Consider the following 12915-nt stretch of genomic DNA (forward strand, 5'->3'; position numbering starts at 1 on the left):
GTCACTCCGGTCGCTGGGCGCCGGTCAGGAAGTCGGCGAGCACCCGGGTGTGGGTGGAGAACGCCAGCGTGGTCGGCTCGGTGAGCACCAGCCACTCGGTCGCCTCCTCGGTCGGCGCCGACGGTGGCAGTTCCTCGGCCCGCCGCTCGGGCAGCACGCCGAAGACCATCATCGTGTTGCCGGCCGGGGCGCTGTGCACCGCGAACAGCCGGGCGTCCTCGGCCGAGGCGAGCAGCCCGGTCTCCTCACGCAGTTCGCGGACCAGGGCGGTGGACCACTCCTCGCCGTACTCCACGAAGCCGCCGGGCAGCGCGAGCAGCCCGCGCGCCGGCTCGATGTCGCGGCGGACCACCACCACGCCCAGGCCGGTCGCCGTGCGGACCGGCAGCACCGCCACGGCGACCGGCAGCGGGTTGCGCCAGACCGTTTCGCCGCAGGCCGCGCAGACGCGCGGCCAGCCGGTGCCCGCCGGGTAGGAGGCCCCGCAGTAGGAGCAGTGGGAGTACGACGTGGCGGTCATGCCGCTGCACGTTACCCGGACCGGCCCGGCCGACCCCGCGATGTCGGGTCGCGGGGTCGGTGCGGGAGGCGGACCTCGGCGTGACCGCGCGGCCCGCTGTCGGTCCGCGCCCCCGGGGTGGCCGCTCGCGCTCAGGCGGCCGGGGCGCCGGTGTAGAAGGCGGTGGTGCCCGCCGCGGCGGCCCGCGCCTCGTCGGCGTCGGTGCCGGCGGCGATGCTCGCCTCGCCCCATCGCTCGCTGGCCAGCGCCATGAACCGCCGCCCCTCCTCGGTGGCCAACCACGCCTCGCTCTCCTCCGGGAGCACCCCGCTGCCGTCACCGGACAGGTACGAGGCGAGCCCGAGCAGGCCCAGGTCCCAGCCGACACCGACCGCGCCCGGCCCGAACTGGGCCCACCGGTCCTGGTCGACGTGCGCGATGTGGTCCAGCTCGAAGCGGGTCCGGTCGTCGTCGACGGGGGTGAGCCGCACCTCGATCCAGCTCACCTCGTCGCCGTACTCCCAGGTGGCGGTGAAGCGGTGCGGCGGGTCGCAGCTCTCGATGGTGCCACTGGCGTTGCCCTGGAGCTGGTAGCGGCCGTGCAGCCGCAGGTCGCCGGAGACCGGCAGGAACCAGCGGGGGATCCGCTCGGCGTTGGTGCACGCGTCCCAGAGGTCCTCGACGGTGGCGTGGTAGGTCTGGCTGATCGTGGTCACCCGGGCCTCGCCGGCCTCCAGGGTGCGGCTGCCGACCTGGCGGCGGACGGCGTTGATCTGCTCGGTCGCGTCGATCGTCATGTGTTGGTCTCCTCGGTCGGGTCGGTGGGCCCGCGCAGCCGACGTTCGCGTCGGCCCCGGGCCAGCTCGGTGGCGAGTGCCGCCAGGGGTGGGGTCCAGAAGCGGCGGAAGTGCTCCAGCCAGCCGTCGACCTCGCGCAGCGGGCGCGGGTCAACCGCGTACAGCCGCCGGGCGCCCTCGGGCCGGACGGTGGCGAAGCCGTTGTCGCGCAACACCTTGAGGTGCTGTGACACGGCGGGCTGGGAGATGCCGAACTCGTCGCGGATCACCGCGCTGACCGCGCCGGCGGTCTGCTCGCCGTCGGCGAGCAGCTCCAGGATGCGGCGCCGGACGGGATCGCCCAGCACGTCGAAGGCGTGCACGGCACCCTTTATATCACCAGCCGCTTATTTAAGCCAAGGGTGATAGTGCGATCAGCTTGTCCAGCCGGATCGGCAGGTCCCGTACGCGGACGCCGGTGGCGTGGTGCACCGCGTTGGCGATCGCCGCCGCGGTGCCGACGATGCCGATCTCGCCGATGCCCTTCACCCCGGCCGGGTTCAGCTCGGCGTCGGACTCGTCCACCCAGTACGCCTCGATCCGCTCCACGTCCGCGCAGCCGGTGATGTGGTACGTGGCCAGGTCGTGGTTGACCCAGTCGCCGTAGCGCTCGTCGAGCACGCCCTCCTCGTGCAGCGCCATCGACAGCCCCATCGTCATGCCGCCGATGAGCTGGCTGCGCGCGGTCGTCGGGTTGACCACCCGCCCGGCGGCGAACACCCCGAGCAGCCGGCTCACCCGCACCTCGCCGGTGTCCGCGTCCACCCGGACCTCGGCGAACTGCGCCCCGTACGCGTACCGGGGCAGCGTGCGCTGCGCGCGGACCTCGTCGGCGGTGCTCACCTCGGCGGTCACTTCCTCGTCGGCCGCGCCGGGGGCGTCCCGCAGCTTGCGGCGCAGCGCCTCGCAGGCCCGGATCACCGCCCAGCTCCACGAGGCGGTACCCATCGAGCCGCCGGCCACCCCGGCTGGCGGGAGGTCGCTGTCGCCGAGCCGCAGCTCCACCCGCTCCGGCGGCACCTCCAGCGCGTCCGCCGCCACCTGCCACAGCGCCGTCCGGGCGCCGGTGCCGATGTCGGTCGCGTCGATCCGTACCAGGAAGCCACCGTCGCGCCGGGCGGTGGCCGTCGCCGCGGCGGCCCGGGCCCGGACCGGGTAACTCGACCCGGCCACGCCGGTGCCGATCAGCCAGCGCCCCTCGTGCCGGGAGCGCGGCGTCGGGTCCCGGTCGGTCCAGCCGAACCGCCGGGCCCCCTCGCGCAGGCACGCCACCAGGTTGCGGCTGCTGAACGGCTGCCTCTGCTCGGGGTCGACCGCGGGGTCGTTGCGGACGCGCAGCTCCACCGGGTCGACGCCGGCGGCGATGGCCAGCTCGTCCATCGCCGACTCCAGGGCGTACGCGCCGGGGCACTCGCCCGGCGCCCGCATCCAGAACGGCGTCGGCACGTCGAGGCGGACCAGCCGGTGCGTCGTGCGGCGGTGCGGCGCCGCGTACATGCTGCGGGTGTAGACGGCGGTCTGCTCGGCGAACTCCCGCATGGTCGAGGTCTGGCTGATCGCGTCGTGGCAGATCGCGGTGAGCCGCCCGTCGGTGTCGGCGGCGAGGCGCACCCGCTGGATGGTGGGCGTGCGGTAGCCGACCGGGCCGAAGAGCTGCTGGCGGGTCAGCGCGAGCCGCACCGGCCGCTGCACCTGCCGGGCCGCGAGGGCGGCCAGCACCACCGCGGCCTTGGCGTACCCCTTGCCGCCGAAACCGCCGCCCACATGCTCGGCGATCACCCGGACCGCCTCCCGGGGCAGCTCGAACAGCTCGGCGAGGGCGGCCTGCACCGGCGCGGCGCCCTGGTTGGAGTCGTGCACCAGCAGCCGTCCGTCACGCCACTGTGCCGTGGTGGCGTGCGGCTCCATCGGGTTGTTGTGGTACGCCGGCGTCCGGTAGGTGACGTCCACCCGTACCGGCGAGGCCGCGTACCCGGCGTCGAAGTCGCCCTCGGCGGTGTCCGCGGGATAGCTGGGGTTGACCTGGTCCGGCCGGTACAGCCCGGGATGGTCGGCGGTCAGCACGGTGCTGTGCGGGCCGGCGTCGTAGTCGATCCGGACCAGCCGGGCGCCTTCGCGGGCCGCCTCCAGGCTGGTCGCCACCACCACCGCGATCAACTGCCCGCGGTAGCGCACCGCGGGCTCCTGCAACAGCCACAGGTCCGGCTCGGGGCCGGGCGCGAGCCGGGGCGCGTTGCCATGGTGCAGCACGGCCAGCACGCCCGGCAGCGCGAGGGCCGGAGCCGCGTCCACCCGGGTGATCCGGCCACGGACCACCGCCGCCGGCACCGCCCAGCCGTAGGTCACGTCGTCCACCGGGTACTCGACCGCGTACCGCGCCGCGCCGGTGACCTTCTCCGGACCCTCCAGCCGGGGGTACGCCCGGCCCACCGCGCCGGTGCTCATGGCGCTCGCGTCCCCTCGGCCAGCTCGGTCAACACGCGCACCGTGATCGCCCGGGTCAGCGGCAGCTTGAAGCCGTTGTGCCGCAACGGGCGCGCCTCGCTCAGCTCGGCGTCGGCGGCCCGCGCCGCCAGCTTCGGGGTGAACGGCCGGCCGCGCAGCTCCTCCTCGGCCCGGTAGGCCCGCCACGGTCGGTGCGCCACCGCCCCGTACGCCAACCGGACGTCGCGGACCACGTCGCCGTCGAGGTCCAGCACCGCCGCCACCGAGCCGACGGCGAAGGCGAACGAGGCCCGGTCGCGCACCTTGAGGTACGCCGAGCGACGCGCGGCCGGCAGCGCCGGCAACCGGACGGCGGTGATCAGCGCCCCCCGGGCCAGGGTGGTCTCCCGTTCCGGGTGCTGGCCGGGCGAGCGGTGCAGCGCGGCGAGCGGGACGTCGCGCGGGCCGTCGGCCTCGTGCACCTCCACCACCGCGTCGAGCGCGGCCAGCGCCACCGCCAGATCCGACGGGTTGGTGGCCACGCAGAGATCCGACCAGTCGAGCACGGCCAGGTCCCGGTTCTGGCCGTGGCGAGCGGCGCAGCCACTGCCCGGCTCGCGCTTGTTGCACGCCTTGCCGGTGTCCTGGAAGTAGACGCACCGGGTGCGCTGCAACAGGTTGCCGCCGGTAGTGGCCACGTTGCGCAGCTGCCCGGAGGCGGCGGCGAGCAGAGCGCGGGCCAGCACGGGATAGTCCCGGCGGACGACCGGGTGCGCGGCGAGGTCGCTGTTGCGTACCGTCGCGCCGATCCGCAGCCCGCCATCGGACAGCTCCTCGACGGCGTCCAGCGGCAGCCGGTTCACGTCCACCAGCAGGTCGGGCCGCTGCACGCCGAGCTTCATCAGGTCGACCAGGTTGGTACCGCCAGCCAGGTACGCCGCCTGCGGCTCGGCGGCCAGCACCCCGACCGCCTCGGCGACGTCGGCCGGCCGGTGGTAGCGGAACGCCCTCACGTCGTCGCCGCCGTCTCGCGTACGGCCGCGACGATGTGCGGGTACGCGGCACAGCGGCACAGGTTGCCGGCCATCCGCTCGCGGATCTCCGCGTCGGTCAGCTCGGCCGGCGCGGTGAGGTCGGCGGTGACCGCGCTGGGCCAACCCCGGGCCACCTCGTCGAGCATGCCGCGGGCGGAGCAGAGCTGCCCGGGGGTGCAGTAGCCGCACTGGAAGGCGTCGTGCGCGACGAACGCGGCCTGCATCGGGGAGAGTTCGTCCGGACCGGCCAGCCCCTCCACCGTGAGCACGGAGCAACCGTCCAGGGTGACCGCGAGGACCAGGCAGCTCTTCACCCGGCGGCCGTCCAGCAGGACGGTGCAGGAGCCGCACTGACCGTGGTCGCACCCCTTCTTGGCCCCGATGAGCCCGAGCCGCTCGCGCAGCGCGTCCAGCAGCGTGGTGCGGTTGTCCAGGGTCAGCTCCCGCCGCGCGTCGTTGACGTCGAAAACCACCCGCGACGAGTGCCGCTCGTCGGTGGTTGTCTCGCGCTCCGGCCCGCCCCGCACCGGCCCAGACTAGCGTTACCGGCACATAAGTGGGCGAATACCACAACACCCCTCATGCGCCCGGGCGATCGACTCGGTTTCCCGCAAGTCGGGGTGTCCGAGCCGCTCGGATGCCGCGGTTTGCAGGAAGTCGAGGGGATCAACCACTAGTGCCGGTCGAACCGGCAACGGGAGGTGGGCCGGATGACGGACGTGCCGATGACCGCGGGACTGCTGCTGGCGGCCGGTGCCGGGCGGCGGTACGGCCGGCCCAAGGCGCTGGTCGAGCTGGCCGGCGAGCCGCTGGTCCGGCGCGGAGTTCGGCTGCTGCGCGCCGGTGGCTGCGCACCGGTGCACGTGGTGCTCGGCGCGGGCGCCGACGACCTGCCCGAGCTGCCGGGCGCGGTGCCGGTGCGCCACGACCGCTGGCGCGACGGGCTCGGCTCGTCGCTGCGTCGGGGCCTGGCCTCGCTGCCGGCCACGGTGCCGGCGGCCGTGGTGGTCCTCGTCGACCAGCCGCTGCTCAGCCCGGTCGCGGTCCGCCGGGTGCGGGCCGTGCACGCTCGCGGCGCCGCCGTCGCGGTCGCCACCTACGCCGGCCGGCCGGGTCACCCGGTGCTGCTGGACCGGTCCACCTGGCCGTTGCTCGACGGGTACGCGGTCGGCGACCGGGGGGCCCGCGACCTGCTGCGCGCCCGCCCCGACCTGGTCGTCGAGGTGCCGTGTGACGACGCGGGCTCCCCGGCCGACGTGGACACCCCGGCCGACCTGCCGCTGGCCTGAGCCCTCGGTCGCGTTGCAGGGGTGGGTGCCCGGGTGACGGTGACGGCCGGGCGGCGATGCGGCCGCCGGCATGATCAGCGTCCGTGGCCGGCCGGGCGGCGCCGAGGCCACCCGCCGCGCAGCCCCTCGCTGGTCACCGCGTGGTAGACGATCATGACGATGATCCCGACCAGCCCGAGGATCGGGTCGACGAACCAGCCGAGCAGGCCGCTCAGTCCGTACAGGACCAGGCCGGTGAGCGGTCGCAGTCGCTGCGCCCGGACGTGCTCGCGGCTGACCTCGGGCTTGAGCAGGGCGGGATGGCGGTGCAGGTAGGCGAAGAACAGCAGCCAGGGCGCCGACATCAGCGCGGCGGACAGCGCGTACAGGGCGACGGCCGTCCGGCGGTCGTCGGTGTCGCCGTGGGTCAGCGCCGACGCCAGCACCGCGGTGGGAAACGGGATGATCACCGCTCCGAAGAGGATGGCCAGGTTGATCCAGCTCAGCGCCAGCGTGGTCGCGCGGACCAGCCGGACCAGGGCGTGGTGGTTGAGCCAGATCACCCCGACGTAGGTGAACGACACCACGAAGGCCAGGTAGGACGCGTTCTCGCCGCGCAGCGCCGCCAGCAGCCCGCCCTCGTGGTACTCCGGCACCCGCAGTTCGAGCACCAGCAGCGTGATGACGATGGCGAAGACGCCGTCGCTGAATGCCGTCAGCCGCTCCGTCCCGGACATCCGGGGCCCGCTGTCGGGCTGCTCGACCTCGTCGGCTGCTGCGGCCATTGGCGCAGGCTAACCGCGGCGACGACCGTCGGCGGCGCTTTCTCCGAACGGGCCCTCCGCCCCGGACAATACTGTGTATTATACCGAGTATGTTAACCGATGGTGACGGCTCATGAGCATCCGCCATGCCATGCTGGCGCTGCTCACCGAGGCACCGAAGTACGGTCTCCAGCTCCGGCAGGAGTTCGAGGCGCGCACCGGCGACGTGTGGCCGCTCAACGTCGGGCAGGTCTACACCACGCTGCAACGCCTCGAGCGCGAGGGGCACGTCGAGTCCGACGACGCCGGGCGCGACGGCGCGCAGAAGCGCTACCGGCTCACCGCCGGCGGCGAACGCGAGCTGCACGGCTGGCTGCGTACCCCGCCGCAGGCCGGGCCGCCGCCCCGCGACGAGCTGGTGATGAAGGTGCAGGTGGCGTCGCGGCTGCCCGGGGTGGACGTGCACGAGATCCTCCAGGCCCACCGGCGGCGCACCGTCGAGGAGATGCAGCGCTACACGCACCTCAAGGCCGACGCGGCACCCGAGGACGTCGGCCTCGGCCTCGTCGTCGACGCCGAACTGTTCCGGCTGGAGGCGGTCGTGCGCTGGCTCGACGCGGCGGACGCCCGCCTGCGCAGCAACCCGCCGACGCCCGCCGACGCCACCCGCGCACCGGATCCCGCGCCGAGCGGCCCGACCGTCGGCCACCGGAACGAACCGAGCCGCAACCGCCCGACGGAGGCCCGGCGATGAGCGCGGTGCTGAGCCTGCGACAGGTGTCCAAGGTGTACGGCGACGGACCCGCCGCCGTACACGCGCTACGCGCGGTCGACCTCGACGTCGCCGCCGGTGAACTCGTCGCGGTGATGGGCCCGAGCGGCTCGGGCAAGAGCACCCTGCTGACCATCGCCGGCAGCCTGGAGGAGCCGACCGGCGGTCAGGTGACGGTCTGCGGGTCCGACCTGGCCACGCTCTCCGCCGATGCCACCGCCCGGCTGCGTCGCCGCTCGCTCGGCTTCGTCTTCCAGGACCTGAACCTGCTGGCCGGCCTCTCCGCCGTCGAGAACGTGGCCCTGCCCCTGGAACTCGACGGCGTGCCCGCCCGTCGGGCGCGGGCCGCCGCCCTGCTGGTGCTCGACGAGCTCGGGCTCACCGACCGCGCCGGTCACTTCCCCGACGACCTGTCCGGCGGGGAACGACAACGGGTCGCCATCGCCCGCGCGGTGGTGGGGGAGCGGCGCCTGCTGCTCGCCGACGAGCCCACCGGCGCCCTCGACGCGGCCAACGGCGAGGCCGTCATGCGGATGCTCCGCTCGGCGTGCAAGCGGGGGATCGCCGGGGTGATGGTCACCCACGACGCGCAGCTGGCCTCCTGGGCCGACCGGGTGATCTTCATCCGCGACGGCCGGGTGGTCGACCAGACCGCCCCGTCGGCCGGCCCGGACGCCCTGCTCTCCCCGGACCCGGCGCCGTGACCCCCGCCCCGACCACAGCCGCGAGCCCGCACCGGGAGCGAATCCACCCCGGGCGAGCCGGCGGCGGCCTGCCGGCCCGGCGTGCGGTGATCCGTTGGGCGGTACGGCTGTTCCGCCGCGAGTGGCGCCAGCAGGTGCTGGCCATCGCCCTGCTCACCGTCGCGGTCGCCGGCGCCAGCTTCGGTGTGGCGGCGACCTGGAACGCGGCCCCGTCGAGCGACGCCACCTTCGGCAGCGCCGACCAGCTCATCCGGATCCCCGGTGACGACCCCGCCGCGCTGGACGCCCAGGTGGCCGCCGCCAGGGCGTGGTTCGGCACGATCGACGTGGTCGGCCACCGGCACGTGCCGGTGCCGGGGCGGTTCGACCCGGTCGACGTGCGGGCCCAGGATCCCGCCGGGGCGTACGGCGGGCCGATGCTCGCCCTGGGCCAGGGCCGCTATCCGCTCGGGCCCGGCGAGATCGCGGTGACCGACGGGGTGGCGCGGTTCCTACGTACCGGGCTCGGCGCCCGGGTCGGCCTGGGCGACGCCGACCGCCTGGTCGTCGGGATCGTGGAGAACCCGGCGGACCTGCACGACGAGTTCGCCCTCACCGACCCGGCGCACGCCGACCGGCCCCAGTCGGTGACCGTCCTGGTCGCCGGTGACCGCAGCACCCTGGAGGCCTTCCGGCAGACCATCGACGGCCCGTTGGCACGCGAGTCCCGGCCGGTGGCCGAGCGCACCGTGCTCACCATCGTCGCGCTGGCACTGGCCACCGTGGGGCTGCTGCTGGTGTCCCTGGTCGCCGCCGCCGGGTTCGTGGTGCTGGCGCACCGCCGACTGCGTCAGCTCGGCATGCTGGCGGCGATGGGCGCCACCCGCCGACACCTGCGGTTGGTGCTGCTGGTCAACGGCGCGGCGGTCGGGGCGGTCGCCGCGGTCGGCGGCACGTCCGTCGGCGTCACCGCCTGGCTGGTCGCCGCCGGCTTCGTCGAGACGGCCGCCGGGCACCGCATCGACCGGTTCGACCTGCCCTGGCCGATGCTCGGTGCCGGAGTGCTGCTGGCCGTGGCGACCGCGACCGTCGCGGCCTGGTGGCCGGCACGGGCGGTGGCGCGTACCCCGGTCATGAGCGCGCTGTCGGCCCGGCCACCGACGCCGCCGCCGGCGCGCCGGACCGCCGTGGCCGCGGCCGTGCTGCTCGCGGTCGGCCTGGCCGCGCTGGTGCTCTCCGACGGGTCGAACCCGCTGCTCATCGTCGTCGGCAGTGTCGGCACGGCGCTCGGGGTCCTGCTCGTCGGCCCGCTGACCATCCCGGCCCTGGCGGCGGCCCGGGGCGGCCTGCCGGTGGCCGTCCGGCTGGCCCTGGCCGACCTGGCCCGCTACCGCGCCCGCGCCGGTGCGGCGCTCGCCGCGATCAGTCTCGCGGTGGGCATCTCGGCGGCGATCGTGGTGGGCTCGGTGGCCGCCGAGCACCGTGCCCGGGAGGCCGCCGGGCTGGGCAACCTGGCGGACAGTCAGCTGCTGATCCGGATCGGCTCGGCCGATCCGGTGATCCCGCAACGCACGGCGGCCGAACTCGCCGCCCTCCAGGCCCGGGCCGACACCATCGCGTCCACCGTCGGCGCGTCCACGGTGATCCCGCTGGACATGGCGGTGGTCACCTCGTACACCGATCCGGGTCGCGAGGGGGGACCGACCGGCCACCCGGCCGTCGAAATCGGTGCCCCGGCCGTGGCCGGTGAGTCGACCACCTCGCATCCGCTCTACGTGGTCAACCCCGGGCTGCTCGGGCTGAACGGGGTGCCCGGTACGGCGGTCGACGCCCAGACCGACGTGCTCACCGCCCGCACCGGTGCGCAGGAACTGGTGAACATCCCGGCCCGTGGCGTCCGGCCCACGGTTCGGGCCCTGCCCCGGTCCGGCTACACCGGGCTGCCCGACTCGCTCATCACGCCCGCCGCCCTCGACCGGCACGGCTGGCAGCCGGCGCGGGTCGGCTGGTTCCTCACGGCCGACCACGCCCTCACCACGGCGGAGCTGGCCACCGCGCAGGACCTGGCCGCCTCGGCCGGGCTCACCATCGAGTCGCGCCGGGAGCAGAGTTCGCTTTCCGCGCTGCGTACCGGCGCGACCGCTGCCGGCGCGCTGCTCGCACTCGGGGTGCTGGCGACGACCGTGGGGCTGATCCGGGGGGAGTCGGCGGCGGACCTGCGCACGCTGACCGCGACCGGGGCGCCGAGGCGGGTACGCCGGACGCTGACCGCGACCACGGCCGGAGCGCTCGCCCTGCTCGGTGCCGTGCTGGGCGTCAGCGGCGCGTATCTCGCGCTGGCCGGTACGCTGCACCGCGACCTGGACCCGCTCGGCGCGGTGCCGCTGGTGCACCTCGCCGCGATCCTCGGCGGGCTGCCGTTGCTCGCCGCCGGTGCCGGGTGGCTGCTCGCCGGTCGGCTGCCGTCGTCGTTCTCCCGGCGCCTGCTGGACTGATCCTCCCGGGTGGGACTTCCCTGGATGCCGCCCCGACCGGGCGGCGAGGGGCAACCATCCGTAGCCCGCGGGCCGGGCTCCCGCTAGGGGAACCCGGCCCGTGGTGACGCGCGACGTCAGCTGGAGTAGCCGCGCTCGGCGATCCAGTCGGCGACGTCCTCGTCGTCCATCCAGTAGTCCTTGCTCCGGTCGTACGGGTCGGCGATCTTCAGCTTCTCACCGCCGTCCTCGTAACCGACGATGCTGAGGTAGTGCCCGCCCAGGTACGAGTACGTGTTGCCCTCGGTGTCCTCGGCGGTACCCATGATGTTGGCGACCACGGCACGGTTGGAGTCAAGGGCCTCCACCACGTCCGTACGCAGCTTCTGGACCTGTGGCGGCTGTGCCTCCTCGCCGGGGATCTCCGTGGTCTCGTAGCCGCCGCCGGTCATCTCGTTGAGCACCCGCGTCGTGTCCTCGACCGACTCGGTGCCGGCCGTGGTGGTACCGAGCTTGTTGGCGACCTCGCGCTGGCTGACGGACTTGCCCTGGGTGGACAGGGCGATGGCGGTCGCCGCCGGCGCGCAGTAGTACTCGGTCTTCTGCCGCTGGTAGTCGTAGTCGAGCAGATGCTCGTCGTCGCGCCCGGCGGGCGGCGGCTGCGCGGTGGCGGCCGGCGGATCCGTGACCGGCGGCGGATCGGCCGCGATCGCGGGACCGGCGGCAAAGCCACTCGTGATCAAGAAACCAGCAACCGACAGCGCGCTCCTGCGGACAATCGGGTTCATGGTGACGCTCCCCTCGGATCGGCTTCCCGGGTCGCACCCGCGTTCGCTTCCCGGGCCGTCGCCCACCGATTACCCGAGCCAGTTTTCGGATAACGCTGCCGGCGGGCCCGGATAGGAGGAGGATGAGCCCCCTCCCGGGGTCCCACCGTCGCCGGCGCCGGTGGGTGTCGACGCGAACGTCCCTTCCTGGGCACACGTGAGGGCCGCCCACCTGCGATGCGGAGACATCACAGGTGGACGGCCATCGCGGCCCACGTCGGGGCCCTGGGGACGCTTGGCGGGCGGCTCAGAGCCGGCGGGCGGTGAGCCACCGGTCCGGCCAGTAGCCGATACCGTCGAGCAGTGGCGCGCCGGAGAGGTCGCCCATGGTCGGACCGTCCGTCTGGGACCGGCTGGAGATGAACCGGTGGTGTCCGCCGTCGTCGACGCCCAGGTAGATGCCCGAGTGGTCGATCTGACCGCTGGGCACCGGCTGGGCGTTGAAGAACACCAGGTCACCGGGGAGCAGCCGTTCCATCCCTCGGGCACGCTGGCCGGAGTTGGGCATCAACTGGACCCCCGGCCCGAACTGTGCCATCGCGTACGCCCGGCGCGGCAGACCCTCCCCGGGGGTGTTGGTGCCCCGCAGGGGATAGTTGAGCCGATGGCCGTACACCATCCGCAGGTAGCCGGAGCAGTCCAGGGCCAGTGAGCGGCTCGGATCCGGCAGCACGGCCTTGCCGTCCGCGAAGGACCACGGCAGGCCCAGGTAGTCGTAGAAGTCGGAGCGCTCCGCACGGCCCTCGGGATCGTTCGGGTCGGGAGGCCCGAACGAGGCGTCACCCGAGTACTGCTGCCCCTGGTTGTCCCTCTTCACCGGCGCTCCGGCGACGTACTCGAAGGCGATAGCCAGCACGTCCGGTGAGCGGTCCGCCCGCGCCGCGGAGAGCCATTCGGTGAACCAGAGTTCCCGCTCGGCACCCGCGTGCCAGGTCTGCGGCGCGAGCCGGACCCACATGTCGGTCTCGATCTTCGCGTCGGTGAACTCCGGTTCCTCGAACGTCCGGGAGGGGCCGTAGAGGTGCGCGGTCCGCGCGCCGTCGGTCATGACGGCCACGGGGTGGCCGGAGGAGTCGGTGATCTCGGTACGGTCCGGTTTGGCCAGCCGCTGGTAGATGTAGCCGGAGGCACCGCGAGGCTGGTCGTCACCGGACGCCTTCGCGCCACCCAGGGTCAGCACCGGCTGGTCGGCCGGCGACGGCCGCACCACCACGTAGGTCAGCGTGCTGGCGGCGATCAGCAGCACGAATCCGGCGATGGTCAGCAGCACGGTCGGCCTGGGGAGGTACTTCCGGAACTTCATGCCCGCTTCTCCCTTCACGACGGGGGCTTCT

Annotated in this window: 13 protein-coding genes; 4 read left to right on the forward strand and 9 right to left on the reverse strand. The window is 74.2% G+C overall.

Translation table 11 applies throughout. From position 1 onward, the window contains the following. Nucleotide 1 precedes the first annotated feature (1 nt). The 6 genes from ACFOW4_RS18720 to ACFOW4_RS18745 form a co-directional block, all read right to left on the reverse strand. Nucleotides 2-520: an NUDIX domain-containing protein gene (locus ACFOW4_RS18720; protein WP_377529404.1), complete on the reverse strand. Its 519-nt coding sequence runs from the start codon at nt 518-520 to the stop codon at nt 2-4. Between the two features lie 131 nt (nt 521-651). Beyond that, nucleotides 652-1296, reverse strand: coding sequence for an SRPBCC family protein (locus tag ACFOW4_RS18725; RefSeq protein WP_377529406.1), 645 nt, complete (start codon nt 1294-1296; stop codon nt 652-654). Next, nucleotides 1293-1658, reverse strand: a complete 366-nt coding sequence (locus ACFOW4_RS18730) for an ArsR/SmtB family transcription factor (protein WP_377529407.1) — start codon at nt 1656-1658, stop codon at nt 1293-1295. Before ACFOW4_RS18730 ends, ACFOW4_RS18725 begins: the two co-directional genes overlap by 4 nt. Before the next feature lie 28 nt (nt 1659-1686). Then, nucleotides 1687-3780 (reverse strand): xanthine dehydrogenase family protein molybdopterin-binding subunit, encoded by a 2094-nt coding sequence (locus tag ACFOW4_RS18735; protein ID WP_377529409.1) that lies wholly within the window; start codon nt 3778-3780, stop codon nt 1687-1689. Continuing rightward, nucleotides 3777-4772: an FAD binding domain-containing protein gene (locus ACFOW4_RS18740; protein ID WP_377529411.1), complete on the reverse strand. Its 996-nt coding sequence runs from the start codon at nt 4770-4772 to the stop codon at nt 3777-3779. The genes ACFOW4_RS18735 and ACFOW4_RS18740 overlap by 4 nt, the downstream gene beginning before the upstream one ends. Continuing rightward, nucleotides 4769-5266, reverse strand: a complete 498-nt coding sequence (locus tag ACFOW4_RS18745) for a 2Fe-2S iron-sulfur cluster-binding protein (protein WP_377529728.1) — start codon at nt 5264-5266, stop codon at nt 4769-4771. Before ACFOW4_RS18745 ends, ACFOW4_RS18740 begins: the two co-directional genes overlap by 4 nt. 237 nt (nt 5267-5503) lie before the next feature. Between ACFOW4_RS18745 and ACFOW4_RS18750 the strand changes: the two genes are divergently transcribed. Beyond that, the gene (locus ACFOW4_RS18750) at nt 5504-6082 is read left to right on the forward strand and encodes an NTP transferase domain-containing protein (protein ID WP_377529412.1); all 579 of its coding nucleotides are present in this window, start codon (nt 5504-5506) and stop codon (nt 6080-6082) included. Between the two features lie 74 nt (nt 6083-6156). Here ACFOW4_RS18750 and ACFOW4_RS18755 read toward each other — a convergent pair whose 3' ends face one another. Beyond that, nucleotides 6157-6846 carry a TMEM175 family protein gene (locus ACFOW4_RS18755; RefSeq protein ID WP_377529414.1) on the reverse strand — a complete coding sequence of 230 codons (690 nt, stop codon included), beginning with the start codon at nt 6844-6846 and terminating at the stop codon, nt 6157-6159. A gap of 112 nt (nt 6847-6958) precedes the next feature. Here ACFOW4_RS18755 and ACFOW4_RS18760 point away from each other — a divergent pair, with 112 nt between their 5' ends. Genes ACFOW4_RS18760 through ACFOW4_RS18770 form a run of 3 tightly spaced genes read left to right on the forward strand, consistent with a single transcriptional unit; the run spans nt 6959 to nt 10775 of the window. Then, nucleotides 6959-7579: a PadR family transcriptional regulator gene (locus ACFOW4_RS18760; protein WP_377529416.1), complete on the forward strand. Its 621-nt coding sequence runs from the start codon at nt 6959-6961 to the stop codon at nt 7577-7579. Further along, complete coding sequence (locus ACFOW4_RS18765; protein ID WP_377529418.1) at nt 7576-8301, forward strand: ABC transporter ATP-binding protein; 726 nt, start codon at nt 7576-7578, stop codon at nt 8299-8301. Before ACFOW4_RS18760 ends, ACFOW4_RS18765 begins: the two co-directional genes overlap by 4 nt. Next, nucleotides 8298-10775, forward strand: coding sequence for an FtsX-like permease family protein (locus ACFOW4_RS18770; protein WP_377529420.1), 2478 nt, complete (start codon nt 8298-8300; stop codon nt 10773-10775). Before ACFOW4_RS18765 ends, ACFOW4_RS18770 begins: the two co-directional genes overlap by 4 nt. A 116-nt stretch (nt 10776-10891) precedes the next feature. On the opposite strand, the gene ACFOW4_RS18775 is transcribed toward ACFOW4_RS18770, so the two are convergent. Next, a complete protein-coding gene (locus ACFOW4_RS18775; RefSeq protein WP_377529421.1) occupies nt 10892-11542 on the reverse strand; it encodes a C39 family peptidase in 651 nt (216 codons plus the stop codon). Nucleotides 11543-11828: 286 nt separating this feature from the next. Next, nucleotides 11829-12884: a C40 family peptidase gene (locus tag ACFOW4_RS18780; protein WP_377529424.1), complete on the reverse strand. Its 1056-nt coding sequence runs from the start codon at nt 12882-12884 to the stop codon at nt 11829-11831. Nucleotides 12885-12915: the final 31 nt, after the last annotated feature.

Origin of the sequence: Micromonospora sp. GCM10011542 (assembly GCF_042650685.1) — a bacterium.
Lineage (GTDB): Bacteria > Actinomycetota > Actinomycetes > Mycobacteriales > Micromonosporaceae > Micromonospora.